Origin of the sequence: Afipia birgiae 34632 (genome assembly GCF_000308295.2) — a bacterium.
Lineage (GTDB): Bacteria > Pseudomonadota > Alphaproteobacteria > Rhizobiales > Xanthobacteraceae > Afipia > Afipia birgiae.
Genome location: NZ_HG326654.1, coordinates 687,763 through 712,930, shown reverse-complemented (window position 1 = coordinate 712,930; position 25,168 = coordinate 687,763). Strand labels below are relative to the sequence as shown.

The 25,168-nt window shown below is 60.2% G+C and carries 19 protein-coding genes, 1 tRNA gene and 2 pseudogenes; 8 read left to right on the top strand and 14 right to left on the bottom strand.

From position 1 onward, the window contains the following. From BN32_RS27165 to BN32_RS22010, 6 genes are all read right to left on the bottom strand, one after another. Nucleotides 1-641 (bottom strand): phage integrase (locus tag BN32_RS27165; protein WP_488225995.1); only part of this gene is annotated, 641 nt, incomplete at its 3' end. An 862-nt stretch (nucleotides 642-1,503) separates the two neighbouring features. After that, entirely contained in the window at nucleotides 1,504-2,274 is a 771-nt protein-coding gene (locus BN32_RS22035; RefSeq protein WP_244438240.1) for a copper resistance protein B, read from the bottom strand. 296 nt (nucleotides 2,275-2,570) lie between these two features. Beyond that, on the bottom strand, nucleotides 2,571-4,379 hold the full coding sequence (locus BN32_RS22030) for a copper resistance system multicopper oxidase (RefSeq protein WP_040427209.1): 1,809 nt from the start codon (nucleotides 4,377-4,379) through the stop codon (nucleotides 2,571-2,573). Between the two features lie 916 nt (nucleotides 4,380-5,295). Further along, nucleotides 5,296-5,886, bottom strand: coding sequence for a c-type cytochrome (locus BN32_RS22020; protein ID WP_244438239.1), 591 nt, complete (start codon nucleotides 5,884-5,886; stop codon nucleotides 5,296-5,298). A 290-nt stretch (nucleotides 5,887-6,176) separates the two neighbouring features. After that, nucleotides 6,177-6,491 carry a hypothetical protein gene (locus BN32_RS22015; protein ID WP_019195849.1) on the bottom strand — a complete coding sequence of 105 codons (315 nt, stop codon included), beginning with the start codon at nucleotides 6,489-6,491 and terminating at the stop codon, nucleotides 6,177-6,179. A gap of 53 nt (nucleotides 6,492-6,544) precedes the next feature. After that, on the bottom strand, nucleotides 6,545-7,771 hold the full coding sequence (locus BN32_RS22010) for an MFS transporter (RefSeq protein ID WP_244438238.1): 1,227 nt from the start codon (nucleotides 7,769-7,771) through the stop codon (nucleotides 6,545-6,547). Between BN32_RS22010 and tnpA the strand changes: the two genes are divergently transcribed. The 3 genes and pseudogenes from tnpA to tnpC all read left to right on the top strand — a co-directional run bounded on the left by tnpA (nucleotide 7,760) and on the right by tnpC (nucleotide 10,201). Further along, complete coding sequence (gene tnpA / locus BN32_RS22005) at nucleotides 7,760-8,158, top strand: IS66-like element accessory protein TnpA (protein WP_019200281.1); 399 nt, start codon at nucleotides 7,760-7,762, stop codon at nucleotides 8,156-8,158. The two genes, BN32_RS22010 and tnpA, sit on opposite strands and share 12 nt — an antisense overlap. Beyond that, nucleotides 8,155-8,502: an IS66 family insertion sequence element accessory protein TnpB gene (tnpB, locus tag BN32_RS22000; protein ID WP_019200280.1), complete on the top strand. Its 348-nt coding sequence runs from the start codon at nucleotides 8,155-8,157 to the stop codon at nucleotides 8,500-8,502. The genes tnpA and tnpB overlap by 4 nt, the downstream gene beginning before the upstream one ends. A gap of 44 nt (nucleotides 8,503-8,546) precedes the next feature. Then, nucleotides 8,547-10,201, top strand: a pseudogene (gene tnpC, locus BN32_RS21995) (IS66 family transposase). Nucleotides 10,202-10,498: 297 nt separating this feature from the next. Here tnpC and BN32_RS21985 read toward each other — a convergent pair. The 3 genes from BN32_RS21985 to BN32_RS21975 all read right to left on the bottom strand — a co-directional run bounded on the left by BN32_RS21985 (nucleotide 10,499) and on the right by BN32_RS21975 (nucleotide 15,122). Continuing rightward, nucleotides 10,499-11,035 (bottom strand): PRC-barrel domain-containing protein, encoded by a 537-nt coding sequence (locus BN32_RS21985; RefSeq protein WP_040427204.1) that lies wholly within the window; start codon nucleotides 11,033-11,035, stop codon nucleotides 10,499-10,501. Between the two features lie 46 nt (nucleotides 11,036-11,081). After that, entirely contained in the window at nucleotides 11,082-13,283 is a 2,202-nt protein-coding gene (locus BN32_RS21980; protein WP_040427202.1) for an amylo-alpha-1,6-glucosidase, read from the bottom strand. A 75-nt stretch (nucleotides 13,284-13,358) separates the two neighbouring features. Then, entirely contained in the window at nucleotides 13,359-15,122 is a 1,764-nt protein-coding gene (locus tag BN32_RS21975) for an ABC transporter ATP-binding protein (RefSeq protein ID WP_019195853.1), read from the bottom strand. A 289-nt stretch (nucleotides 15,123-15,411) separates the two neighbouring features. Here BN32_RS21975 and BN32_RS21970 point away from each other — a divergent pair, with 289 nt between their 5' ends. The 3 genes and pseudogenes from BN32_RS21970 to petA all read left to right on the top strand — a co-directional run bounded on the left by BN32_RS21970 (nucleotide 15,412) and on the right by petA (nucleotide 18,499). Next, nucleotides 15,412-16,479, top strand: a complete 1,068-nt coding sequence (locus BN32_RS21970) for a glycosyltransferase family 4 protein (protein ID WP_019195854.1) — start codon at nucleotides 15,412-15,414, stop codon at nucleotides 16,477-16,479. An 811-nt stretch (nucleotides 16,480-17,290) separates the two neighbouring features. Beyond that, nucleotides 17,291-17,776 (top strand): YciE/YciF ferroxidase family protein, encoded by a 486-nt coding sequence (locus tag BN32_RS21965; RefSeq protein ID WP_040427446.1) that lies wholly within the window; start codon nucleotides 17,291-17,293, stop codon nucleotides 17,774-17,776. 236 nt (nucleotides 17,777-18,012) lie between these two features. Further along, a pseudogene (gene petA, locus BN32_RS28275) lies at nucleotides 18,013-18,499 on the top strand (ubiquinol-cytochrome c reductase iron-sulfur subunit). Nucleotides 18,500-18,628: 129 nt separating this feature from the next. Here petA and BN32_RS21955 read toward each other — a convergent pair. The 5 genes from BN32_RS21955 to BN32_RS21935 all read right to left on the bottom strand — a co-directional run bounded on the left by BN32_RS21955 (nucleotide 18,629) and on the right by BN32_RS21935 (nucleotide 23,531). Then, the gene (locus BN32_RS21955) at nucleotides 18,629-20,422 is read right to left on the bottom strand and encodes a glycoside hydrolase family 15 protein (protein WP_019195860.1); all 1,794 of its coding nucleotides are present in this window, start codon (nucleotides 20,420-20,422) and stop codon (nucleotides 18,629-18,631) included. 24 nt (nucleotides 20,423-20,446) lie between these two features. After that, nucleotides 20,447-21,271, bottom strand: a complete 825-nt coding sequence (locus BN32_RS21950; RefSeq protein ID WP_152343645.1) for a glucose 1-dehydrogenase — start codon at nucleotides 21,269-21,271, stop codon at nucleotides 20,447-20,449. Nucleotides 21,272-21,273: 2 nt separating this feature from the next. Further along, the gene (locus tag BN32_RS25725) at nucleotides 21,274-23,031 is read right to left on the bottom strand and encodes a vitamin K epoxide reductase family protein (RefSeq protein WP_244438236.1); all 1,758 of its coding nucleotides are present in this window, start codon (nucleotides 23,029-23,031) and stop codon (nucleotides 21,274-21,276) included. Nucleotides 23,032-23,130: 99 nt separating this feature from the next. Continuing rightward, nucleotides 23,131-23,207: transfer RNA gene (locus BN32_RS21940), tRNA-His, on the bottom strand. A 111-nt stretch (nucleotides 23,208-23,318) separates the two neighbouring features. Beyond that, nucleotides 23,319-23,531, bottom strand: a complete 213-nt coding sequence (locus BN32_RS21935) for a hypothetical protein (protein ID WP_156449375.1) — start codon at nucleotides 23,529-23,531, stop codon at nucleotides 23,319-23,321. Nucleotides 23,532-24,048: 517 nt separating this feature from the next. Here BN32_RS21935 and BN32_RS21930 point away from each other — a divergent pair. Together BN32_RS21930 and BN32_RS21925 are read left to right on the top strand one after the other, a co-directional pair. Then, nucleotides 24,049-24,417 carry a DUF1236 domain-containing protein gene (locus BN32_RS21930; protein ID WP_019195864.1) on the top strand — a complete coding sequence of 123 codons (369 nt, stop codon included), beginning with the start codon at nucleotides 24,049-24,051 and terminating at the stop codon, nucleotides 24,415-24,417. A 130-nt stretch (nucleotides 24,418-24,547) separates the two neighbouring features. Next, complete coding sequence (locus BN32_RS21925; protein ID WP_019195865.1) at nucleotides 24,548-24,766, top strand: hypothetical protein; 219 nt, start codon at nucleotides 24,548-24,550, stop codon at nucleotides 24,764-24,766. Nucleotides 24,767-25,168: the final 402 nt, after the last annotated feature.

Genomic DNA, 25,168 nt, shown 5'->3' with positions numbered 1-25,168 from the left:
GGACACTTCCGGTACTGCGCCATCTCATCATGGGTCCATGTGTGATGACCCGCGCTGGCGTATTTAATGCGCTTCACTCCGAGGGTTGGATTGACCGTCGTTTCCTCCGCCTCGTTCGCCCAGTTGAATAACGCGCGGAGGGCTTTGAGGCGCTGGTTCGCGGCGGCGGGTGTAACTAGCAATTCATCGCGCAACTTGCGGACGTGGCGCGGCTGCATGTGGGATACGGTGCTGTCCCCATGAGACTCGCAAATCTCCTCCAAAGCACGGCGCTGCCAGTTCCGTGTGCTGACATCAAGGGCGCTGTACTCGCCATTCGCGAAGTATTGGACGCAAAGATGGCGGAAGGTGCCGCGCTTGATCTCGCGGGAACGGGACGCGGTCTTGCTCGCACCATTCGTTTGAGCGACGGCCTCTTGATACTCAGCCAAGAACTGCGGGGTGCCGGGCACAGAGCGTAGGCGAATTTTCGGATGACCAGGACAGCGGAGATAGCGCCGCACATTTCCATGCCGGTCCGTATCTTCACTTATGAATTTCAGGTTTACGCGCACGTTGCAGCGATTGATCCCAGCTATTGGCGTCACCGGCATCATCGTCGGACCATGCGGACTCGGCGTCAAGTGCATCGAAGGCTCCATCAAGCTGTTTCCTATCCCAGACCACACGGCCGCCTAGGCGCTTCGGGGTGGCATCGTGCGGTCCCGTATGAGTTTGTCGAAGTGTGATGGTGAGACGCCTAGATATGCTGCGGCTTGAAGTCGTGAGAGACCGCGCGGAGGCAGTGATGATGGAAGCACGTCCCGACGTTGACGCTGCTGATCTTTGCGGGATGCTTCAAGGGACCCATCATCGACCACCGCTAGGTGAGGCTTGCGCACTATGGGTGCGACCGCTCCTTTTCTGCATAGCTGCCTCCCGCGCATCTATGTAAACCACCGCCTGAGATGCTCGGTGGTGTAGCCGCCAACTAGCTTCAGGTATCCCGCAGTGGTCGCCAGATGCTCATGCCTCAGGTATTGCCTCAGCATGTCGGGTGGCAGCCCGCGCTCAGTTGCGTGCCGAGCGAACGAACGGCGGAAAGCTTTGAGGGTTGCTCCAGGCACATCACCAAGTCCGATGGCGCGGCGGCATGCTTGCCAATCACGTTGAAGGTTGATGTAAGGCACGTCAAACAGATGATCGGTCGGGGCACCTCCAGCACCTACGCGCGATCCATTGGCGCAGCATCGCGGTAGTCAGTGTCTCAAGGTGAGCGCCAGGGAATAGCTCGCAGAGCCTGGCGGTGAGCTTAACTGATCGGCGCAACACACTAATCTTTTAACAAAGAGGAGTGTGGGCATGAAGCAGCGACGTCGCATTTATTACTCGGCGGCTCAGCTGTCTGAAATCTGGGATCGCTGGCAGGCTGGCGAGCCGTGAGTTCAATCGGACGTCGATTTGACCGGAAGTCCTCGTCGGTTTTCAGCCGGGCCGTGTCGAGCAGGCGCTGCCCGTCCTCTGCTAGAACCAGGACCGCAGACCGACGAGGTAGCGAAAGCTGCCAACATCCTTTCCATTGTCACGGGCATAGCCAGCGGTATTACCGAGTTTTCGCTCGTACTCGATTCCGATGTAGGGCGCGAATTCGGGGATGAACTGATACCGCAAGCGAAGCCCAGCCTCGATTGTGGACAAACCGTCACCGATGCCGAGTTCTGGGATGTTTTGTGCGGAAAGATTCGCTTCCACGCGGGGCTGAAGGATCAGTTGCTGAGTCACGAACAGATCGTATTGCGCATTGAACCGAGCGGTGACCTCGCCTCGGTTCGAGATAAAGAGGGCTGCCTCCAGGTCGTACATGAAAGGCATGAGCCCTTGCAGCCCAATAACCGCATGCGTGCGGCGGGGGCTTACTGCGAAGTCCTGCCGCACACCCATTTGGAGATCGAGCCAAGGCGTGATGGCACGGCTCCAGAGCGCCTGTAATTCCGCTCTTTCGAGCTTACCGCGGTAAGCGCCACTGCCTTCTGTCTTGATCCAGAGCTTGTCGAAGTCGCCGCCGTACCAAGCCTGCGCGTCCCAAAGATAGCCATTGCCGCCCTTCTGAAATTGCGTTTCGAAACGGTCGAGCAGGACCCGATATGCTTTTACATCGCCAGCCTCGATTCGGAGCTCCTCGCGCGCCCGCGCCATGTCGGACGGGGCGTAGACCAGGTCTGCCGCATGCGACGGCCCCGAAAGAGCCGCAGCGGGTGGGGGCGGATTCGGCGGTTCGGGCTTCGCGCCACCCATTCCGCCCATCGCCCCCATGTTGTGCCCAGCGGGGGAGGCCGCGGAGGACGTTTGCTTGCGCTTAGCTCCGGCCGGTCGTGGCGGCGTAGAAGCCGCGGGAGCGCCGCCGGTTGCCTGCCGGCCGTGTCCCGAGTGTGCGCCTGATTGCCCGCTCGGAGCCGCGGGTGTGCGCGGTGCCACTTCCTTTTTTGGCGCAGCCTCCATCCCGGGCATCGGCATGGAGTGATCCATCTGCTGGGCCGCTGCGCAGACGGGCAGCGCCGTGGCCACTGCCAGCAATGCGACTCGGAGCGCGGTCATGCGGGCCGCCGATCCAGCGGGCGGACGGTCACCACGTTGAACATGCCGGCGTGCATGTGGAACAGCAGGTGGCAATGAAAAGCCCAGTCCCCCGGGTTGTCGGCGGTGATGTCGAAACTCACCTTGCTTCCGGGCAGCACATTGATGGTGTGTTTCAGTGGATGACGTCCCGGATGCCCGTTCACCAGCTCCATAAAGTGGCCGTGAATGTGCATGGGGTGCTGCATCATGCTGTTGTTGACCATGGTCACGCGTACGCGCTCGTTGCGGGCGAGGCGGATGGGCTCTACACCGTCGCTGAACTTCCGGCCGTCAATCGACCATATGAAGCGGTTCATGTTGCCGGTCAGATTGATTTCCAGGGTGCGCGTCGGACGGCGCCTGTCACGATTCGGCTTGAGGGCGACAAGATCGCGATAGGTGAGGACCTTGTGGCCGACATCCTTCAAGCCCAGCCCTGGATGACTGGTGCGGTCCTGTGGGTCCGGCGCGATCATGTCCACGCCGGGGTTGATGTCGACGTCTGGCGGCACGTTGGCCGGATCGCGCATGTTCATATCCATGCCGCCGTGACCCATGCCGCTCATCGAGCCGCCGCCCGCCATGCCGCCGTGGTTCATGCCTGGCATTGAGCCGCCGCCCGCCATGCTGCCCTGGTTCATGCCGCCCATCGACCCGCCGCCGCCCATTCCGGGCATGCCCATATCCTCCATGCCCAGCAGCGGACGAGGGCGAAGCGGAGGCACGGACGTCGACATGCCCATGCGCGGAGCCAGCGTCCCCCGCGCCATGCCGGACCGGTCGGCGGCCTCCGACACGATGGTGAAGGCGCGATCCTCCTTCGGCTGGACGATCACGTCGTACGTTTCCGCGACCGAGATCTGGAACTCGTCGACGCTGACAGGGCGCACATTTTCGCCATCGGCGCTGACCACGGTCATGCGTAACCCCGGGATACGGACCTGGAAGACCGTCATGGCCGCTGCGTTGATGAAGCGCAGCCGCACCCGCTCGCCGGGACGGAACAGCCCGGTCCAGTTTTCCTCAGGTCCGTGACCGTTAATCAGATACGTATAGATCGCGCCGGTCACGTCCGAGATGTCGGTCGGATCCATCCTCATCTTTTGCCACTGCAGCCGCTCCTCGAGCGACATGCGCTGCGCGGGATCGTCGCTGGAAAGACCAGCGACGGTCAGCCTATTTCGGTTGAAATGACCTCCCTCCTGTTTCAGCTGGACCATGATCCTTTCGGGATCCATGAAGCTCCAGTCGGACAGCACTATTACATGCTCGCGGTCATAGGTGACCGGATCGGGGGCGGCGGGATCGATGATGACCGGGCCGTAGTGACCGAGCTGCTCCTGCAGCCCCGAATGGCTATGGTACCAGAAGGTCCCTGACTGTCTGATGGGGAGTTCGTAGACGAAGGTCTCGCGCGGGCGGATGCCCGGAAAGCTCACGCCCGGAACGCCGTCCATGTGGAATGGAATAAGGAAACCGTGCCAATGGATGGACGTGGTCTCCTCAAGGGTGTTGGTGACCGCGATGCGGTGGGTTTCGCCCTCACGCAGCCGCAGGAGCGGCGCGGGAATAGTTCCGTTGATGGCGATCGCCCGGCCGGTTCGCCCGCCCACGGTAAACGGAATGTGCCCGATCGTCAGCGCGATGTCCCGCCCCGAGAGCGTCGGCAAGGTCGGGGCAATGCCTCGCGTTCCGGTGCGCGCCCAAGCAGGAAGCACGTGACTTAGCGCAGCTAGGCCTCCTAAACCGGCGCTCTGCGCAAGGAGGGCTCGACGATTGAGCATCAGCCTGTTCCTCTAAGCTTGCAAAAACTGCTGGAGCATACTTTAAGCTCATGAGGACGAAAACGGGGATGTTCGAGAAAAGCTCGATTCTCGCGGCCTGTTGCGCATTTCACACAGCGTTCAGCTGACATCGCAGCGCTGAGGTACTGAGACGTCTGTCCGACAAACCGCCGTCAGGCTGATGAAAAAGGCAGCTGCCAGATCTATGGTATAAGGCCGCCATCATGCGGTCTCTCCCGCCCATTCACGCCGCCATCGTGCGCCTGCCCATCGGGTTCGTGGGCTAACAAAGTGCGGCAGGTTCCGGCGAGTGATATGGCCGCTAGTTGGTGGAGTCGCCTAGCCTGCAGAGCTACAATGTTTTTGCGCGCGTGGTTGTATCGTTCATAGCACCGGACGTTTGCGGCCAAGGCCGGCGCAATTGCCGTGCCATTGCGAGAGAGCAGCTCGCGTCGAACGCATCGGTCGTTGTCGACGAAGCGCGTGTCGGTGTCGGTGCGCGCACCGACACCGGCTTTTCGGTGCGCACGCGCGATGGCCGCAGATTTCGCGCCCGCAAACTGCTGCTCGCGGCGGGCGTGGCCGACGCGCGACCGGACCAACCGGGCTTTCGGGAACGCTGTGAGCCGCGACATCGTCCTTTGCAGCGGCGGCCCCTCGGTCCTGAGCACCGACTACCGCCAGCGCCTGGATCGCCACGGCATCGCGACTCGAGAGGAAACGATCGCGCGCTTGGAGGTCGACAGCAGCATCCCCTACCAGGCCTCGTTCGACATCGTGTTCGAGTCCGGGCCTCTCCTGCGGCGCGCCGATATACGATATAATATTTCTGCGCGGATTGAGGACGCGGCGTCGACCTTTAGCTTCCATCCGAGAGTCCCCGCAAACGTCCGACCAGCAATCCGGCGCTCACCGATCAGTGCTTGTGATCATCTTTTGGCTCGGTCTGCATTCCGGAGCCGGACTTTTTGTCCTTTCCCGGCTTCTGATCGTCACCCTTGTTCATGGATTCCATTTCTTCGTCGGGAGGCGCCTTCGCCACCATGTCCTTGTAACGCTCCGCAGACAAGCCAGGCAGCTTGGTGACAAACGCGATGATGCTCCAGAGTGTCGCGTCGTCGTGTCCGAGGCCCCAAGCCGGCATGCCGCTCATTTTCAGTCCGTGCTTCACCACCCAGAAAGCCCTCTTGGGTTCGACGCGGTGCTCGGACAGGTTGGGCGGCCTCGGATAGAGTCCAGGTCGAATCTTCGAATCGGTCTGTTCGGGGGCGAGGTGGCAATTCGCGCACATTTCCGCATATTGTCCTGCTCCCTTCAGAACCATCTGTTCGTCCTGGAGGTCGGGTAGCTCGATTTGTTTCGCGCGTACTTCGATCGAGCGGTCGCGAACAACCTCTATGGCCCTTCGGGTGATTTCCCAATGCGGCGTATCCGCACCGACATCGTAGGCGCCAGAGCCCACATAAAAAACGATACCGCCCAGAAGGGCCAAGGCTGCGAAGATCACAATTCCCAACTTTTTGGTCACGCGACGGTCTCCTTTTCAATTTGGCGTATATCGCCCCGCAACCGCTGCAGCGCGCTTTGCGGAGCAACGCACCAGGCTGCGAATGCCACTCCGCATCAGGGTCGGCGTGTTCCCACTTTCGCAAATCAGAAGGAATATCGCTATGCCCATGAGCCTGCGGGTCCTCATGGAACCGTTGGGGCTCATGCGGGTGCATTCTCGTCCGAGCACGGCTCGATGACCCGACAGCACGCGACGAGTCAGCGCTCAGTCCCACCAGGAACCGGGTTTCACGCATAGGTGCGAATCCTGAGCAGGAGCCGGGCCAGCCGTCCGCAGAGGCTGCGCTGAGTGGCGGCGTTGCGACCGAAAAACACAAATTCCGGATTGGCGGCTGCCAACTCTAAGGCCTCTCGCATACGGTTAGTGGTAGTCGCCCTATCTACCAGTTCGGCAATGGCCGGATCGGTGATAACAAGTCTCGCTGCGTTCAGCGCATTCGGTGTTGCCGGTCGCTGCTGGATAAGGTCGACCATTTCGTGAAACTCGAGGCGAGCGGCAACGCCGACGATCGGGACGCGCAAGTCCTCGTTAGCCAGCAGCAATTCGCGAGCCTGATGCGACACCTCGTCTTTGATCCCAACAGCGCAGTGTCCACCTATGGCGCAGAGCGGACATCATCCTTTGGCGCCGCGAGGACGTGCCGCCGCGTTTCCGGCATGATAGTCCAGATCATTATCAGACCCATAGCTGCGACCGCGGCAAGCCCAAGAAAAGCGATGCTGCTGCCGAAACGATCGGCTGCGTAGCCGGCCAGTACGGTGCTGAGAGAGGCACCGACCCCGGTTGCGGTGCCGACGATGCCTTGGGCAAAGTTGAAATGACCGCTGCCGAACGCGATGTCAACGACGATCAGCGGAATCATGACGGCGAAGACCGCGGCCGTGATGCCATCGAATATCTGAACGGCGACGAGAAAATAGGGATCGCTGATGGATGCGAACAGAACGCCGCGAGCGGCCAACGCGGCGAAACCGAGCAGCAGCAAAGGTCGGCGCCCCCATTGCTGCGCAAAACGTCCCACCGAAGGCGAAGTGAGCGCGACGATGGCCTGCGGTACGATGATGCACGCAGCAATTAGCACCGGCGCCCACTGGGCGGACCGGGTCGTCACCACCCCAGCCATTAGCGGTAGCATGGCGGCATTTGCCAATTGAAGCAGCAGCACGCTGCTCGCAAAGATCAGCAGCGGCCGCTGCCGGATAAGATCGCGGAGGCTCAGCGATCTGCTGGTCGGCACTTTATTGAATTTGGCTTTCAATGCGTGTTCAGAGATGATGTCGTGCTCGCGGATGCGTGACAGGGCGATAAGCGTGGGAATCGCCATAATGAAAGTCACAAGAAACACAGATCGGCTCGATAAAAAGTAGCCGCATGCACCCATCACGGCTGCAGCAACTCCATTGCCGAGCGATGCATAGCGAGCGTTGCGTCCCAGCCGCTCTCCGACCGCAAGGGGACCGACCAGCCCGAGGCTGATCGCGGCAATCGCAGGACCAAGTATGCAACTCGCGGCGGCATGGAGCATGGCGGCGCTCATCACCACAGGAAAGATCGGCCAAGCCGCATATGCGAGTGCGCTGATTGCGATTGCGACGAGTGCGAGACCGGCCGCCTTGCGTGCCGAATGCACAGCATCGACGATGGCTCCGCCGGGCATCTGTCCAATCAGCGCCACGATGCCGCCCACCGAGAGCACGAGGCCAATTTCGACCTGGGTCCATTTCTGAGTTGTCAGATACACAGCGACGAAGGTACGCCTACGAGGAAGGCCGCCTTGCGAAGCAGGCCTTGGGTGTAGCTGATTGACCTTATGGACATGCATAAGGACAATCATCAGGTCATCGGCCTGGAAGTAGTCAACACCGGCCGGCGACGTCGGTGGACGAACGAAGCGAAGCTCCGGATTGTGGAGGAGAGCCATTCCTGCCCACGGCAGGCCTCGGCGACGGCGCGACGACACGGGATTTCCAACCAACTGTTGTTTTCCTGGCGCAAGGCGTTTCGCGAGGGGCGGCTTGGAGCGTCCGACGCCGTCGGGTTTGTGCCCGTGCTTGTGGAGCGGGAGACGACATCTCCTGGTGAGTGTGCTGCACGAAATTCTGGACGGATTGAGATCGTGAGTGGGAACGGACGGCGGATCATCGTTGATCGCGGTGTTGACGTGGCGGCGCTGCTGCGGATCGTGCGAGGGCTGGAGACTCTGCGATGATTCCAATCCCGACTGGTGCCCGGGTTTGGCTTGCGACGGGCTACACGGACATGCGTCGCGGCTTCCCGTCGCTGGCTTTGCAGGTGCAGGAGATCCTGAAGCGGGATCCTCTCGGCGGTCATTTGTTCTGCTTTCGCGGGCGCAGAGGCGATCTTTTGAAGGCGATTTGGCATGATGGCCAGGGAGCATGCCTGTTCACAAAAAGACTCGAGAGAGGAAGATTTATCTGGCCTTCGGTTGCTGGTGAAGCAGTGACGATCTCTCCGGCGCAGCTTTCCTACCTGTTGTCCGGCATCGACTGGCGCAATCCTCAAGAAACGTGGCGTCCAACGCGAGTGGGATAGCATTTTGCGATTGAAGCTGCCGGAAAATCTGATTCACTGGCTTCGTGACGTTGAAACCGGACGATCTTCCTTCGGACCTTGTGAGTGCCCTGGCGGCGCTGCGGACCGAGCGTGAGGCGCGGCTGCAAGCCGAGGCGGTAGCTGCCAGCGTGCAGGCGCAGTTGTCGGACAACGAGGCGTTGATCGCGCATCTTGAGCTGCGGATCGAGAAGCTCAAACGCGAACTGTATGGGCAGCGCTCCGAGCGCACGGCACGGCTGATCGAGCAGTTGGAGTTGGAGCTCGAAGAACTCGTCACCACGGCGAGCGAGGATGAGCTTGCCGCGCAGGCCGCAGCGGCGAAGACGCAGAAGGTCCGCCCCTTCATGCGCAAGCGGCCGGTGCGCAAGCCATGGGCCGGATGACATCGAACGCGATCGCGTCGTCATTGAGGCTCCAACGACTTGCGCCTGCTGCGGCGGATCGCGGCTGGCGAAGATCGGCGAGGATGTGACGGAGGACGCTGGAGGAGATTCCGCGCCGCTTCAAGTTGATCGAGACGGTACGCGAGAAGTTCACCTGCCGCGATTGCGAGAAGATCAGCCAGCCGCCCGCGCCGTTCCATGCCACGCCGCGCGGCTTCATCGGCCCGCAATTGCTGGCGACGATCCTGTTCGACAAGTTCGGCATGCATATCCCGCTTAACCGCCAGAGTGCGCGCTTCAAGTGCGAGGGGATCGACTTGCCGTTGTCGACGCTGGCCGACCAGGTCGGCCACGGGACCTTCGCCGTCATGCCGCTCTTCCACCTGATCGAGCGCCATGTGCTCGCCGCCGAGCGCCTTCATGGCGACGACACCACCATCCGTATCCTGGCGAAGGGCAAGTGCACGACCGGGCGGATCTGGACTTATGTGCGGGATGACCGGCCCTTCGCCGGGCCTGCGCCGCCGGCGGCGGTCTATTACGCCTCGAGCGATCGGCGGGGTGAGCACCCGCAGAAGCATCTGGCCTCCTTCGCCGGCATCCTGCAAGCCGACTGCTACAACGGCTTCGAGCCGCTGTTCGACCCGCGGATGAAGGAGCTGCCAATCACGCCGGCGTTTTGCTTCGCCCATGCGCGGCGGGGCTTCTTCGAGCTGGCCGACATCGAGAAAAATGCCCGGGAAGGCATGAGGGGCAAACCCATCTCCCCGATCGCGCTGGAGGCGGTCAGGCGCCTGGATGCATTGTTCGAGATCGAGCGCGCCATCAACGGCTGCGGCGCCGACGAGCGGCGCGCCGCGCGCCAGGAAAGGAGCAAGCCGCTTCTCGAGGACATGCACGCCTGGTTGCTGCGTGAGCGCGAAACCCTCTCGCGCTCCTCCGAGGTCCTGAAGCCTATGAATTACATGCTCAGGCGCTGGGACGACTTCGCCCGCTTCCTCGACAATGGCAGGATCTGCTTGACCAACAATTGTGCTGAGCGCGCATTGAGAGGCATCGCCTTGGGAAGGCGCAACTGGACCTTCGCCGGCAGCCAGCGTGGCGCCGACCGTGCCGCCATCATGCTGACGATGATCACGACCTGTCGCCTCAACGACGTCGATCCCAAGGCCTGGTTCGCCGACGTCCTCGCCCGTATCGCCGATCTTCCCGCATCGCGTCTGCACGAACTGCTGCCCTGGGAGTGGAAGCTCCTGCGCCAAGCCGACAAGCCCGCCGATCAGCAGGCCGCCTGACCTTCACGCAACGCTATCATACAGTCCGCCGTGCCCGCGCGCATGCGTCAATCAGGCGGTCCTCGTCGTATGCGTACCGACGAAGGGGCCGAACCCAGTTTGTACGTCAGCGAGAAAGAAGATGAACCAGTCGAGGCCGCGCAGGCTTTGGCGCGAAGGGGAGTGAACATGAGGTTCACCGGAATCGGGTGCTATTCCGGGCACACCCTTTCCAGCATACGGAATGTCGCTCCGGTCGCCGCCATCCCGTTCGGCTGTGTGTATGGTCGCCTGGTTGGACAGCTCATTACTCCACGGCTAGGGGACGAAGCGTAGCGGCGCCAAGCTGCCCGATGCGCCGAGCACGATCATCGGCTTGTCTTCCTTGTATTCGGGCGCAGCCTTAACCTGATCACGTGTCAACTCGAGGGTGATGCTCTTGCCCTTGTTTGCGACATTCCAGAAGTGCAATGCGCTCCAGTCGACCACGATCTTGCGGCTGCCGACGCCAAGAAATCCGCCGAAATCGATCACAGCGGCGCGTGTGCTGCCACGACGGTCGACGATGACGTCGACGATCCGGCCCATGTTCTCCTCAGCCGGACTGCGAACGTCGCGGCCAAGAATTCCGCGCGCCTCTACGGCGTCGATCACCGAGACCGAGGGTGGTGCCTCTCCGGGCGCAGGGACGGCAGGAAGCTTGGGTAGGACTTCCGGTGGTACAGCATCGCCTTTCGCGGGCAAGTCCCAGGGTGTAGGTGGCGATGCGGCATCATCACCTTGGGAGGGACCGCTGAAAAAAACTGTCGCAGCCACTATCATCGCGATGGCCTCAGCATGACGGGTGATACCCATTCAAACACTCCTTGCGGGATTCGGCGTCGCCGAAATCGCGATCCGATCAGCGAGCCAGAACGATCGAGACCTGAATTTTGCCGCGGGTGCGCAACACCTCCAGCGACACACCTTCACCTTGACGCCGGACGCGCAGATCCACGCTGGAGTTTCCGAGTTGGAGATCCCACAGCACGACTTCGTTGAGGAATGCCGGCAGTCGCGGATTGCGCAGGCGGATCTCGCCGAGTTGATGATCAAATTCGAGGCCGAGCGCTGCTTCGAGCAGCGTAAACGGCGTCGCGCTGGCCCAGGCTTGAGGCGCGCAGGCAACGGGATACAGGGTCGGTCCTCGCCGGCGTTCGCGCTGGAAGCCGCAAAACAGTTCCGGCAGCCGCCGCAGATCCATGTAAGTCGCTGCCTCGAACAAGCCCTTGAAGACATGCTCGACCGAATGCTTCAGTCCGTAACGCGCCAATCCAAGGGCGATCAGGGCGTTGTCATGCGGCCAGATCGAGCCGTCGTGATAGGACATCGGATTATAGCGGGCCTCGCCGCGTGCAACGGTGCGGATGCCCCAGCCGGTGAAGAAGTGAGGCCGCAACAGGTCCGCGGCGACTATGCGCGCGCGCTCTTCGCTGGCAATGCCGGTGAAGAGAACCTGCCCGGCATTCGACGTTCTCACCTTGCAGGGTGTCTTGGCGCCATCGAGCGCTAACGCATAGGTGCCAAGTTCCTCGCACCAGAATGCTTTCTCAAAGCGCTCGGCGAGAAGGCGGGCTTCGGACTCGAGCTTCTGCGCACGGTCGACCAGGCCTATGCGGCGCGCGGCGCGAGCGGCCATCTGCTTGCCGGCATAAATATAGCCCTGGACCTCGGCGAGCGCGATGTATCCTTCTGCTAGCTGGCCGCTTGCGTGGAAAATCGCATCGAACGAATCCTTCCAGCCTTGATTGGCAAGCCCTTGTTCGGAAGCACGCTGATACTCGACGAAGCCATCCCGATCGGGATCGCCAGCGCCATCGATCCAGTGCAGTGCGGCTTCAAGTGCCGGCCAGAGCTCGCGCAGCGTTTCCTCGTCGCCGGTACGTTCGACATACAGGCCGGCCAGAAGCACGAACAACGGTGTGGAATCGACGCTGCCGTAGTATTTCTCAAAGGGTACTTCACGCAGCGCAGCCATCTCTCCGCCGCGCATCTCGTGCAGAATTTTCCCCGGCTCGGCGTCGGCAAGTGGGTCGACTGCGGTCGCCTGAAACGCCGCGAGCCGCTTTAGGACACCGCGCGCAATCCGAGGATCAATCCACAGCATCTGCATCGCCGTAATCAGGGCGTCGCGACCGAATGTCGTCGAATACCAGGGAATTCCCGCGTAAGGATAACGGCCCTGCGGCGTTTCGGTCATCAGCATGTTGAGGTCGGCGGACGCCTGGCACAGCACCTCGTTGAAGATGTTGTTGGACGTCTCAACCGTCGTTGCGCCCGCAGCCGACTGTCGCATCTCGCGGCGGTGCGCCAGCAGGCCGCGAAAGAACGGAATCGGCTTGTGAGTGGGAGACCTGTTGCAGGAAACGGCTACGAACAGCGAGGTTTTCTGGTGTGGCGCGAGGTCCAGATGATAGATGGCGCGATTCACCGCGAGATGTGACGGAAGCGGATCGAGATGCAAAGTGGTGTGCCGGAGCGTTTCGTCGAGTCCTACATATTCGAACAAAACGTCGCCCGAACTGGGAAGGCGGCTGGTGGAGATCCCGCGGCGAGGGCGCTGTTCGCCGCGAACTTCAAACAAATCCGCAAAATCGTTGTCGAACAGCAAACTCAGGCTGAAGCTGGCGGTGGACTCTCCATGGTTCTGAAGGCCGATCCGTTGATATGCCGTGCCGCGCCACAGGAAAATCGTGCGCACAATGTGCAGCATGTCCTTTCGCAGGACGATTTTTCCATCACGGAAGACATCGGCATTGGTGAGATCGACCGTCAGCGATGAATTGTCGTCGCTCAGATTCGAGCTGAGCAGCAACGGCTGCATGTCGTTTAGCAGCAATTCCAGTCGCGCAAGATAACGTGTATCCGCGTTGAAGAGACCATCAGGTCCGCCGGCAGATGCACCGATGTCGCCATGACTGTCGAGCACGATGAAGGTATCGTCGTGCTTCAGCGCCCGGCGCGGGCGCGCTGCGGGGCCGGTCATCGGAATGTAGAAGGGCGATTCCGTATACACTTCCGTTTTGCGGACTGTCACTATTTCCGTCAAATATTCCATTGCCATTTGTTGACCCTAAGATGATGACAGATTGGCCAGTGGTCGGCAGGCCAGGCAGGGGCCAGATAAGCGCGATCAGACTCAGGCAGCGGCGTGCTTCGCCAGCCGGTTCATTTCCCGCGTCACCAATTCGCGGTATGGTCCTTGCCCCTGCATCAGCCGGTCCGGTGAACCGTCTTCGATGATACGTCCCGACTGAAGCATGATAACACGGTCGAAATTGCGCAGCGTTGTGAGGCGGTGCGCGATCGCAATCACGGTTCTCCCGCGCATAAGTCGCGCCAGGGCCTCACGGATCGCTTCCTCGGATTCGCTGTCCAGAGCCGCGGTTGCCTCGTCCAGCAGAAGAATCGGTGCGTCTTTCAGGAACGCACGTGCGATCGCAATGCGCTGGCGTTGCCCGCCCGACAGCTTGAGGCCACGATCTCCAACCATGGTTTCAAGTCCGTCCGGCAGGTCCTCGACGAAATCGCAGCGCGCTGCGATCGCAGCACGCAACACCTCGTCGTCAGTAGCGGTCGGACGGCCGTAACGGATATTTTCCATGATTGAACGCTGAAACAGCGAGATGTCCTGTGGAACCACCGAGATCGCATCGCGCAGACTCTGCTGCGTGATTTTTGAAACATCTTGGCCGTCGATCGTGATGCTACCTTGCTGCACATCATAAAATCTCTGCAGCAGAGTGAACAAACTCGACTTCCCTCCACCGGACTGGCCGACAAGACCGACCCGTTGGCCCGAATGAAGCCGAAGGTTGAACTTCTCGAACAGCTGCGTGCCGCCGGGATAGCCGAAGGAGATGTTGTTGAATGCGATAACGGCGCCAGATTTCACCAGAGGTTCGGCCTCCGGATGGTCGCGCAATTCGTGCGGCACAAGAAGCGTCGCGATCGCTTCCGACATCCTTGCCATGTGCTGGGTGACATCGACCAGCGCTACAGCCAGGTCGCGTGTGGCATGCAGAATGGAGAGCCCGAGTGTGCAGACCAGGACGACATCGCCGGTAGTCGCACCGCCTTGTTGCCAAAGCTTTATCGCCCAGGCCAGCAGTCCGATCGTGAGAACAACGGTGATGGCGGCATGCGTGAGCCGCAGTCGCTCGAGATAGCGCAGGCTGCGGCCCCTTGCGGTCAATTCCCGATTGACCGTGGCGTCGAAACGTTCGTGTTCGTAATCCAAACCACCGAACGCCCGAACCAGGGACATATTGTCGATGACATCCACCATCTCGCCGTCGACCGCAGCGGCCTTGTCCGCGAACTCGTCGTGGAGGGGTTTGCCCGCTGCCGCGATGCGAAACATCGCGATCACGACTGCACCCGCGATAAGGGTCAATCCCGCCGCCATCGCCGGACTGACGGTTCCGATCAATGCGATCGCCGCAACGGTCGCGATGCAAGGCGGCATCACATTCCAGACGAACATGTTTTCCAGGGTGAACACAGCATTGGACGTTGCGGTGATGCGGCTCGTGAGCATTCCCGGCAACCGGTCGGAGAAGTAGCCCGGCGCGTGTCCGGTCAAATGGCGGAAAATGTCCCTGCGCAAATCCCCCGTCACACCCACGAAGGTGAAACTCGCGATCCAGCTTGCGATCCGCCACAGAAAATTATCAGCGGCAATGAGAGCTACAAGAAATCCGAATGCCAGCCATACGCCGTTGTGGGCCGGTCCGGCAGCGAGAGCATCAACCAGAAATTTTACGCCGTATTGTGTGCCTACCGAGCAAGCAACCGCTGCTCCAACTGTAGTCACGATCACGATGTGCGACGTCATTCTCTGCTGGAGATAGCGCAGCACGAAAGCGATGGGACGTTGAGTGTATCCGGAGAGAGTGTCCATATAACCCCTGCGAAGCATTGAAGAACATCTCTCTGCGAGAGAGGAAATGCTGTTCGGTTCCACCAAAGCGCCTCGATGAAGCGCCCATTGTTTTGCCATCGTTCTGCAAAAACCTCGCGGATACGACTTTTCGAAAACCGTGATGGATCGAGATGGCGCTAACAAGACAAGACTGCGGAAAGTAACGCGCATCCTCATTGGAACTTCGCATATGCGAGAACGTTCCTCCTTCAGGCTGCGAGATTGTCACCATTCCAGATTGTTCACCATTGATGACAGGAGATCATGCATGCGGATTGCGCAGGTTGCGCCGCTGACCGAGGCTGTTCCACCTAAGCTCTATGGGGGAACGGAGCGCGTCGTGCACTGGCTTACGGAAGAACTGGTCTCACTGGGTCACGACGTAACGTTGTTCGCCAGCGGAGACTCTCAGACCTCCGCGAAGCTTGACGCAACATGGCCGAAAGCCCTCCGCCTTGATGGGTCGGTCCGCGACGCCAATGCGCTGCACATGGTGATGCTCGAACGGGTCCGAAGGAAATGCGACGACGAGGAATTTGACTTCCTGCATTTTCATCTCGATTACTATCCCTTCTCGCTGTTCTCTCGTCAGCCAACACCGTTTCTCACGACATTGCACGGCCGGCTCGACCTGCCGGAGCATCAGCCGGTGTTCAACACGTTTTCGTCGATCCCTGTAATTTCAATATCGAACGCGCAGCGGCGGCCGGTGCCCCAGGCCAAATGGATTCGCACCATTCATCACGGCATTCCAGAACAGCTTTTGACGCCCCAGCCGGTGACGCCGAGCTATCTCGCTGTGCTCGGCCGCATCGCGCCGGAGAAGGGCGTGGATACTGCGATCAGGATCGCCATTCGATGCGGCATTCCGCTGAAAATCGCGGCGAAGGTCGATCGTGCTGATCAAGATTATTATGATGAAATCATCGGTCCAATGATCGACCATCCGCTTGTCGAGTACATCGGCGAGATAGCTGACCATGAGAAGTCCGCTTTTCTAGGCGGTGCGCTCGGGCTGCTGTTGCCTATCAACTGGCCCGAACCGTTCGGACTTGTCATGATTGAAGCAATGGCCTGCGGAACTCCCGTAATCGCCTACAATCGCGGTTCGGTTCCAGAGATCATCGACGAGCGCGTCACGGGATTTGTCGTGGAGGATGAAATCAGTGCGGTTGCGGCTGTCGGCCTGCTGCCACAGATAGACCGGGGCGCTGTTCGCAAGCGATTCGATGAACGGTTCACAGCGCGTCGCATGGCGTTGGACTATCTGGCAACTTATCATGAATTGACTGGTGCGGCAGCGCCCCGCATGCGTTTGGTCAGCAGCGCAGAGTAGCGCGTACGTTGAGCGTAGATTCAGGAGACAGGTAGATCCCTCGAATAGAAGAAGCTCGCGAATGCGGGGCGAGGCGGGGCGGTAGCACGCTACGTGCGAGCGGGGTGATCGATACGCCCGATGCGCCATGGCCATCAGTGCATCCATTTTGGAAGTGGGCAGCCCCAAAGATGATCAGGTTATTGCTGTGAAGGGACTGGCTTCAATTCTGGCTGCATGGATCTTCACCGAATTACGCATTCCAAACGTGAGGATCGCATCGGTTATAGCCAGGTAACCGCGACTTGCGTCCACGCTGTATGGACCCGACTCTGCGAAGAGAAAACGGCCGACGCGCTGCGTTTTTTTGAGGCTCCGAAAAACGGAACTGACAGTGCGCGCGCCGCGGCGTTCAAGCGACTGTCGGCCCATCGTCGGGGCCTACGAACTATTCGAACATCGGTACCTACCTTTGGCGCGTCGATAATATGGCATCGGGCTGCACCCCGATGCTTTCAATGGCGACGAGGGTGGGGCCACCCTTAAAATCGAGAAACTGAAGCTGATCGCCTGCGCGCAGTCCAAGAACTGCGGTGCCCAGCGGCGACTACACGGTTAGAAGGATCCACTCGTTACCAAAGTCTTGAGGCAACACCATTCCGGCCAACTGATATCCTTGCCCTCCTTAACCGGGGCGCGGCGTTCTTATGCGCGATCCGCGCTCAGCTCCAGTCCGACCGCTTCAGCGAACACCACCATGGATTGGAACAAATCAGATCACTGTTTCTTGTCGCGGGTAACCAAGGAGGAGCCCGTGGCCAAGAAACCCAAAATGCTTGCCGATCTGTTCCATGAAACACTCAAGGACATCTATTTCGCCGAGAATAAGATTCTGAAAACCTTGCCGAAGATGGCTAAAGCAGCTCAGTCGAAGGAGCTGAAGGCCGCCTTCGTCAAGCACGAAAGGGAAACAAAGGGGCAAGTTAAGCGGCTGCAGAGTGTGTTCAAAATCTTAGGCAAACCCCCGCGCGGAAAGACCTGCGCAGCCATCAACGGGATAACGGAAGAGGGTGCCGAGATCATGAAGGACTTTAAGGGAATGCCGGCGCTTGACGCAGGCCTCCTTGCGGCTGCCCAGGCAGTCGAGCATTATGAGATATCGCGATATGGGACCTTGCGAACATGGGCGGAAGAGTTGGGCATGCCGGATGCAGCGTCGTTGCTTGATGCAACGTTGAAAGAGGAATCTGCCACCGACAAGGCTTTAACGGCTCTCGCGAAATCGCTGGTCAACGTAGAGGCTGAAGCCGAGATATGATCGCTCTTGCAAATCGGGGACTGGCGCGCCCCATCGCGCCGGTCCGGTAAGGGCAGCGACGCCTCCACGTGCGGGTCGCTCTATAGAGGTGGTTCCGACAGGACGATCTTCCTGGTGTGGCTCGGCACGAAACGGACTCTACAATTCTCAGACGCTCGCGTCGCTTGACATCCAGGAAGAAGGGAGAGGATCGATGAACACGACCGCCATTTCTTCAGCCGACTCGACGGGACTTTATCTATGTTGCCACTGGTGCCGTCGGCGCTGCGGGCGCTGTAGCGACGATGGTACCGTTTATATCTCAGATGAATCCCAACGCTTCCACTATCGCCGCTGCGGCCCCTATCGAGGTCGATCTCGCCCCGATCGCTGAAGGTCAGGTGATCAAGGTGTTCTGGCGCAGCAAGCCCATCTTCATCAGCCACCGCACCAAGAAGGAAATCGGCGATGCACGCTCCATCGACTGGCGCAATCTCATCGACCCGTAGCCCGACCAGGCGCGGGTCAAGGAGGGGGTATGACGAGTGGCTCGTGGTCATCGGCATCTGCCCCCATCTTGGTTGCATCCCGCTTGCCCATCAACGCGACTATGGCGCCTGGTTCTGCCCGCGCCATGGCTCGCAATACGATACCGCGGGTCGCGCGCGTCGCGGTCCGGCACCTACGAATCTCGATCTGCCGGCCTACAGTTTCCTCTCTGACAACAAAATCCGGATCGGATGATTACGGCACATCCGGCTTCATCGTGCCTTCTTTCGATCGCGATAAGAAATTCAGCTCCCGTAGCTCGCCGCCATCGGCTGAAAACGGCTTTCGCGCCATCGGCAGCTACGATCAGACGTCCGCTTCGCGTCATGGTGCGGAGCGTTGCCGCGCCGGCTTCGCTGCTTCTGTCAGGTTCCGAGCAGTGTCGGCGAGCGCCACGTGACTGAACGCCTGCGGAAAGTTGCCCAACTGGCGCCGGCTGCGCGGATTGTATTCTTCCGCCAGGAGACCCACGTCGTTGCGCACGGCGAGCAAGCGTTCGAACAGCTTTCGGGCATCGTCGTCGCGTCCAAGCAGAACGAAATTGTCAGCAAGCCAAAAACTGCAGGCGAGAAACGCCCCTTCGCCGGCCGGCAATCCGTCCTCAGTAACTTCCGAGTTATAACGAAGAACGAACCCCTCCACCAGGAGCCGCTGCTCGATGGCTTTTACGGTGCCGCGGACCCGGGGGTCATCGACGGGAAGAAATCCGACGAGCGGAATCAGGAGCAGACTGGCGTCCAGGGTTTTTCCATCGTAGCACTGGACGAAAGAGCCAAGGTCGACATTGTATCCTCTGCGACAAGTCTCCTCGTGAATCTGGTTACGTGTCGCGCGCCAACGCTCCAGTGGAGCTTCGAGACGAAACTCCTCGGCGCTGCGGATGGCGCGGTCGAGCGCCACCCAGGCCATCACCTTCGAGTGGGTGAATTGGTGGCGGCCGCTGCGCACCTCCCAGATGCCCTCGTCGGGCTTCTGCCAAATCGTCTCCAGATGCGAAACGAGCGCGCGTTGCAGTCCCCAGCTCGCTTTGCTGTCTCCCAATCCGCCTCGCGGGGCATGATAGAGGGTGTCCATGACCTCGCCGTACACGTCCAGCTGAAGCTGGCGATGCGCCGCATTGCCGATGCGCACCGGCTGCGAGCATTCATAGCCCGGGAGCCACCCGAGCTCCCGTTCGGCCAGGTCACGCTCCCCCGCGAGCCCGTACATGATCTGAATCCGGTCCGGGCTGCCGGCCACCGTGCGCAGCAGCCAATCGCGCCAGGCCTGCGCCTCATCGAAGTAGCCGGCGTTCATCAGTGAGAGGAGGGAAAACGTGGAGTCGCGCAACCAGCAATGGCGGTAATCCCAGTTCCGCGGGCCGCCCAGCAGCTCCGGCAATGAGGTGGTGGGCGCCGCGACAATACCCCCGGTCGGCGCGTAAGTCAGCGCCTTGAGGACAAGATGCGAGCGAACGACGGCGTCGGCCCAGGGGCCTTCATAACGACAGCGTTCCGCCCACCTGGTCCAGAACACCTCCGCTTCGCCAAGCGCGACGCCGGGATCAACTGGCAACGGCAATGGAACGTGTGACGGCACGTAGCTCAACGTAAATGGGACCGTCTCGCCCGCGGCGACCGTGAATTCGGAGATCGTTTTGAGATCCTCTCCGCGAAGAGCGGCGGGTGTGCGCAGCGCAAGCTGGTCTGGTCCCGCGATGGCCCGCAGGGTCCCGTCTTCTAGGCGATTCACCCACGGCACCACGTCGCCGTAGCCAAACCGGATGACCAGCTCCGATCGCATCGCGACCCGGCCGCTCCTCCCGACGACCAAGCGGATCAGATCCTGGCGTTCCCCGCGGATGGACATGAAATCAATCACCGTCACCGTGCCGTCGCCAGTTTCGAAATCAGTCTCAAGCACGAACGTTTTGCCGCGATAGCGACGCCGCGTCGCCTTTCCCCCGCTCGCGGGCCCGATAAGCCAGCGCCCGTGTTCTGGCCCACCGAGCAGCGCTGCAAAGCAAGCGCCGGAATCGAATCGCGGCCAGCAGAGCCAATCGATCGAGCCGTCGCGCCCGACGAGCGCTGCGCTTTTGCAATCACCGATTAGCGCATAATCTTCGATTCGTCCGGCCATGCATGCTCCTGGCGAGATTCGGAACTAGCCGCCTTCTCGGAAGGCTGGATAAAGTGTCATGCCACCGTCAACCACGAGCGTCGTCCCGGTCACATAGTCGGATTGATCGGATGCCAGCCAAACGGCCGCTTCGGCGACGTCCGCGGCCTCTCCAATGCGTCCATAGGGAATGAGCCGCAAAAGCCTTTGCTCCGCCTCCGGAGTCTGCCACGCGGCACGGTTGATGGATGTCCTGATCGCTCCGGGCGCGATGGCATTGACCCGAATGCGCTTCTCCGCAACCTCCTGCGCCAAGCTCTTCATCATCAACATGACTCCACCTTTCGAAGCCGCGTAGTTGACGTGGCCCTTCCACGGAATGATCTGATGCACCGAGCTGATGCAAACGATCTTACCGGCCGCCTTCGAATAGGGGATGACATTCTGCTCCGAAAAGCAGCGGATCGCCTCCCGCGCACAGAGAAACTGCCCTGTCAGATTCACGTCGATCACGCGCCGCCACTGTTCGAGGGTCATCTCGCCCACTGCCGCATCCATCTGGATTCCCGAATTCGCAACCAAAATGTCGATGCGGCCGAAAGCGTCACGGAAGGTGCGGAACATCGCCGCTACGTCCTGCTCGCTCGCCACGTCTGCCTGCAGTGGTATGGCTTCGGCTCCGGCCGCCCGGATCTCCTCAATGACATTTCGTGCTGCGTCGGCGCCGGAGAGATAATTCACTCCGACGGCCGCGCCGGCGGACGCGAAACGCCGGGCAATGGCTTCACCGATGCCCGAACTGGCGCCGGTGATCAGAGCTTTTTGGCCTTGCAGAGGAATGCGGGCGTCAAAGGCGATCGTGTTTTCCATGATCACACCACGAACCGATCCCAGCTTGCATAGTGATGTCGGCTGCGGACGCCGCGAGGCAGAGTCAGGCCGATCAAGGCAATCCCGCTCACGGCATCCGACCAGTGTGCCATCGGCGGCGCACCATCGAGGAGCCATGGCGCGAGCACGAGCCAGGCGCCGAACAGCATGTTGATGAAACGCAGTGGCCGGGCAACCTCAGCCATCGCGATAATCGCCGTCGTGACCACCAACGCACCGACAAGGTGATCGCTGTCCGCCATGGGCCGGGTTGTTCCGAAGGCCAGCCGCGTGAACATGAGCCAAATACCCAGGATAACGCTGGCGACGAGCGTCCACGGCAGCGTCACCCCTGGCAACATCGCGGTCATCGTTGAGCGGACCGAACCGAGATCGGCATCTTTGTCTTCTTTTCCTCCTGGGAGAGATCCACCCATGAAGAAAATACGCAATAGAGACTTGCCGGCGCGCCGGCTCCAGACCAGGAATTGGCCCATGGCCACGAGTTCGTCGAGTGCAAACGGGATCATGATCAGCATTGCGAGCGCGGCCAGGAGACACAGCGTGCACCAAGTTCCGATGACGATCGGTTGGATGATGATAAAGTAGATGCTGACGACCCCCAATGGCACGACCAAGATGCCGAAGAAAGTCACCATCCATGGCATGGTCCGCCAGCGGCGTTTGTCACCCATCGCGCCCATGAGGATTTCCAGCACGTAAGCGACGGCACCAAGGCCGCCATCGGGTATCGGCCACGCTTTCGATACGGCCGAGGTGATGATCGTCTCGGTTCCGTTGCGGCCACCGGTGAGGATTTGCCGTTCATGGATTCGTGCGATCTGCTGCGATAGAAACGCATTACGACATTTGTCATCGTAGACGCCGGCTAATCGGAGCAGGACAACCGGCATGTCGCCGTGCTGCTTTCGGATTAGTGCCTCCGTCTCGACCTTCGACAATGGATAAGGCCATCCCGGCTCAATCGGCGAATCCTCACTGATGCGCTGTCCTGGCTCGACGGGCGCGTGAACCAGCATCGTGCTTGTGAAAATGAACTGCTCAACCGTGAATTCCTGGAGATGTTGCAGCAGTCGCTCGGTGCCGCGCACCGTGATCTGTTCATAAAGCGGGCTAGGCTCGCCTGAGAGATCGTAGTAGGCGGCGAGATGGATCACGGAGGCAATGCGATAGCCGTATGCGATTCTGATGCGCTCGAATGCTCCCTTCACTCCCTGTTCGGACGTCAGATCAATGCACACGCATTCCGCAGCAGGAGGCGGCGCATGCGACGCCATGCGGTCGAAGCCGATCAACGAAAATTTGCCCGCGAACTTGTTTATCAAGGCGGACCCAATAAAGCCGCTACTACCGGTGATAACCACGACGTCACGTTCAGCCATTGAGCCTCCTGCGAGCGCTTTTTTGGGCCCTTCATACCTTTGAGGAAAACATGCGGAACGCACGGTGGTTCCGAGATGCGGTTTCAATGCCGAAAACCCAACATTAAACCTACGGCACCGCTGGTGCGGGAATGGCGTGTGGAAACTGTGCAAGGATGGTCGAGCGCAAGCTTCCTCGAGTACCTCGAGTGAACGCTGCTGCCGTCCACGCACGGATTTCCAGTGCGCCACCTTTCGGCGGGTACCCCATGCGGAGCTAAACGAGACCAGATTTGCCTTTGAAGTGGATGGCCGTGCTGTGATTGCATTTGTCGCCCGCAATTTGAAGCGCGCGCAACGGTCTATGTGCCGAGCCATGTGGAGGAACTCGCTCAGGTTCAGTCCAATGGCGGCCCTTCGACAACACGTACAGCGCAAATGAGCGGCGTAGGCAGTAGATTTCACCTGCTTGCTGGATGGTACAGTTGGGTGGGCTCGAACCACCGACCTCCTGTTCCACAGACACGCGCTCTAACCAGCTGAGCTACAACTGCATTTTCTGTTGTGCCCCAGAAATGAGCGGGTTGAATGGGGGCGGAAACTAGGTGCAAGGCCACTCTTTGGCAAGGCCGCGACGCACCCGGTCGAACGTCAGCGCAACATCGCTACGATTGTTTGCCGCTGCCGATCAATAGCGGAGACAAAGCCGGCCGAGACTTCTCGGCCGGCTCTTGGTCATCAGTGGTGACCGCCGCCATGCCCGCCGTCGTGATGACCACCGTGATGGCTATGCCAGTCGCCGTGATGGCCGCCATGGTGGCCACCGTGCCAATGAAGATATGACCGAAGCCATGGCCATGGCCGTGAGGATGCTGCATCTGGATTATCTCGTTCTCCGGGGAGATCGAAGTGGGCGCTAACGGCGCTGCGATACTCGGGGAGGCCGGCGGCCGCGGCGTGGAAAGCATTGTTATGCGGAATGACTCCATTTAAGTTCCGGTAGCAGGGAGCTGCTCTGACTATCCGAAGCCTACAGCAGGTACCGTCGTCTGAATGCGAGCTGGAGCACACAGGATTTAGCACAGACCTCAGCTTCTTGAATGCATTAGAATTAAAGGCGGACTATTGGGAGACCTGGCTTCCATCGTCACCTATGCTTTCGCCTACGTGAGGACCAGGCTGACAGGACAGAGTCCGTCTCAGAACGACATCGCCGAATCCAGCTCGGTTCGTTTCCGCCCTGGCAAAGGCAGATCCGGGCCATCCTCACCAGCTTGGCCGGTCGGCCTGCTGCTCCGCCGAGAGTTTTGATTGGGACCTGGCACGCAAACTTGGGAACAAAGCGCAGTCGAAGGGATTGGTTAGAGTGGTATATGTGAACAGAAGGAATCCAGCATGAAGACCCTAACCTCGGCTGCGATTGCGCTGCTGGCCGGCATGACCGTTGCGTTCGCCCAATCGCCAACCCATGAATCGACGCGTCCTCACGGTACGGTCGGCGTTCATGGAGGAGTTGCTTTCTCGGCTGAGCACGGCGCGGTGATCCGCCAACATGCGACCGGTCAGCACCATCAGTCGTACCAAGAGCCGGGCTTTCACGCGCAAGTCGGAGCAACATTGCCTCCTTCCGCTCCGCATCATCCTTTGCCTCACGGCTTGGTAACCCAGGTGCCGTCTGCGGGAAGCCATCATTATTCAGTTGTGAATGACCGATATGTCATCGTCGATCCATCCAACCGACGCATCGTTCATACGTTCGATTAACAAAGGATCTCGGGAGCGAGGCTCCGATCCCTGACCCGCGCTTCGGGAGTTCGGATTACCGGCGCGGGAACTCGCTTAAGTGCCGCGACTTATTAGTTAGACGACCCTGCAATAACGTCGAGAGGATCTCATGCGCAAATTAACTCTTCTTGTTGCGACCGGGCTGATGCTTGCGGGTGGCAACTTTGCTTCCGCCGCACCGGCCGCCCCCGCTTCAGCCGACCAATGGCTCAGCCGAGGGGAACCCTTGGTAATCTCAGTCGCGCAAAAGAAAGCCAAGAAAGCTAAAAAAAGTAAGCCATCGTCCGGGAGTGATATGAAAGGCATGCCGCCCGGCCACAAGATGTAAGGAGTGGCCTCGTCCGCCAGTTGGCAGTTGTGCCATCGGCATCGCTATCATGCGTAACGAAGCGATGCCGATGGGGCCGCGAAGCGTGGCTTGGTTATGCTCTATCGGGGCTGGTGATCGCCTTTTCCGAGCTAACTTCTTTTCTCCGGGTTATCGCCAAAGTTAGCCCCAAATTTTGGTGACGGTCGGGGGGCTGGTCAGGCGGCGGCGGTTTGGGCTGACGGATCCCGTCGACTTGGATCCCGTCGGTGAAGAACGAGTTTTGGCCAACTGCGCAACGCCTGATCTCAACGGCACACCTCTACGCGCCGGAAATAGACCCGTCCATGTGGTCCCATAACGCGCCGCCACACGAGATGACAAACAGTCGCCACCTCCATAGGAGGCATAACCACCATGTCC

Coding starts and splice junctions, on each gene's coding strand:
- BN32_RS21925 (WP_019195865.1), top strand. CDS start 24,548: ATGCGCAAATTAACTCTTCTTGTTGCGACCGGGCTGATGCTTGCGGGT.
- BN32_RS21935 (WP_156449375.1), bottom strand. CDS start 23,531: ATGCAGCATCCTCACGGCCATGGCCATGGCTTCGGTCATATCTTCATT.
- BN32_RS25725 (WP_244438236.1), bottom strand. CDS start 23,031: ATGGCTCGGCACATAGACCGTTGCGCGCGCTTCAAATTGCGGGCGACA.
- BN32_RS21955 (WP_019195860.1), bottom strand. CDS start 20,422: ATGGCCGGACGAATCGAAGATTATGCGCTAATCGGTGATTGCAAAAGC.
- BN32_RS21980 (WP_040427202.1), bottom strand. CDS start 13,283: ATGGCAATGGAATATTTGACGGAAATAGTGACAGTCCGCAAAACGGAA.
- BN32_RS21950 (WP_152343645.1), bottom strand. CDS start 21,271: ATGGAAAACACGATCGCCTTTGACGCCCGCATTCCTCTGCAAGGCCAA.
- BN32_RS21985 (WP_040427204.1), bottom strand. CDS start 11,035: ATGGGTATCACCCGTCATGCTGAGGCCATCGCGATGATAGTGGCTGCG.
- BN32_RS22030 (WP_040427209.1), bottom strand. CDS start 4,379: ATGCTCAATCGTCGAGCCCTCCTTGCGCAGAGCGCCGGTTTAGGAGGC.
- tnpB (WP_019200280.1), top strand. CDS start 8,155: ATGATTCCAATCCCGACTGGTGCCCGGGTTTGGCTTGCGACGGGCTAC.
- BN32_RS22035 (WP_244438240.1), bottom strand. CDS start 2,274: ATGGGTGGCGCGAAGCCCGAACCGCCGAATCCGCCCCCACCCGCTGCG.
- tnpA (WP_019200281.1), top strand. CDS start 7,760: ATGGACATGCATAAGGACAATCATCAGGTCATCGGCCTGGAAGTAGTC.
- BN32_RS21965 (WP_040427446.1), top strand. CDS start 17,291: ATGCTTGCCGATCTGTTCCATGAAACACTCAAGGACATCTATTTCGCC.
- BN32_RS22010 (WP_244438238.1), bottom strand. CDS start 7,771: ATGCATGTCCATAAGGTCAATCAGCTACACCCAAGGCCTGCTTCGCAA.
- BN32_RS21970 (WP_019195854.1), top strand. CDS start 15,412: ATGCGGATTGCGCAGGTTGCGCCGCTGACCGAGGCTGTTCCACCTAAG.
- BN32_RS21975 (WP_019195853.1), bottom strand. CDS start 15,122: ATGGACACTCTCTCCGGATACACTCAACGTCCCATCGCTTTCGTGCTG.
- BN32_RS21930 (WP_019195864.1), top strand. CDS start 24,049: ATGAAGACCCTAACCTCGGCTGCGATTGCGCTGCTGGCCGGCATGACC.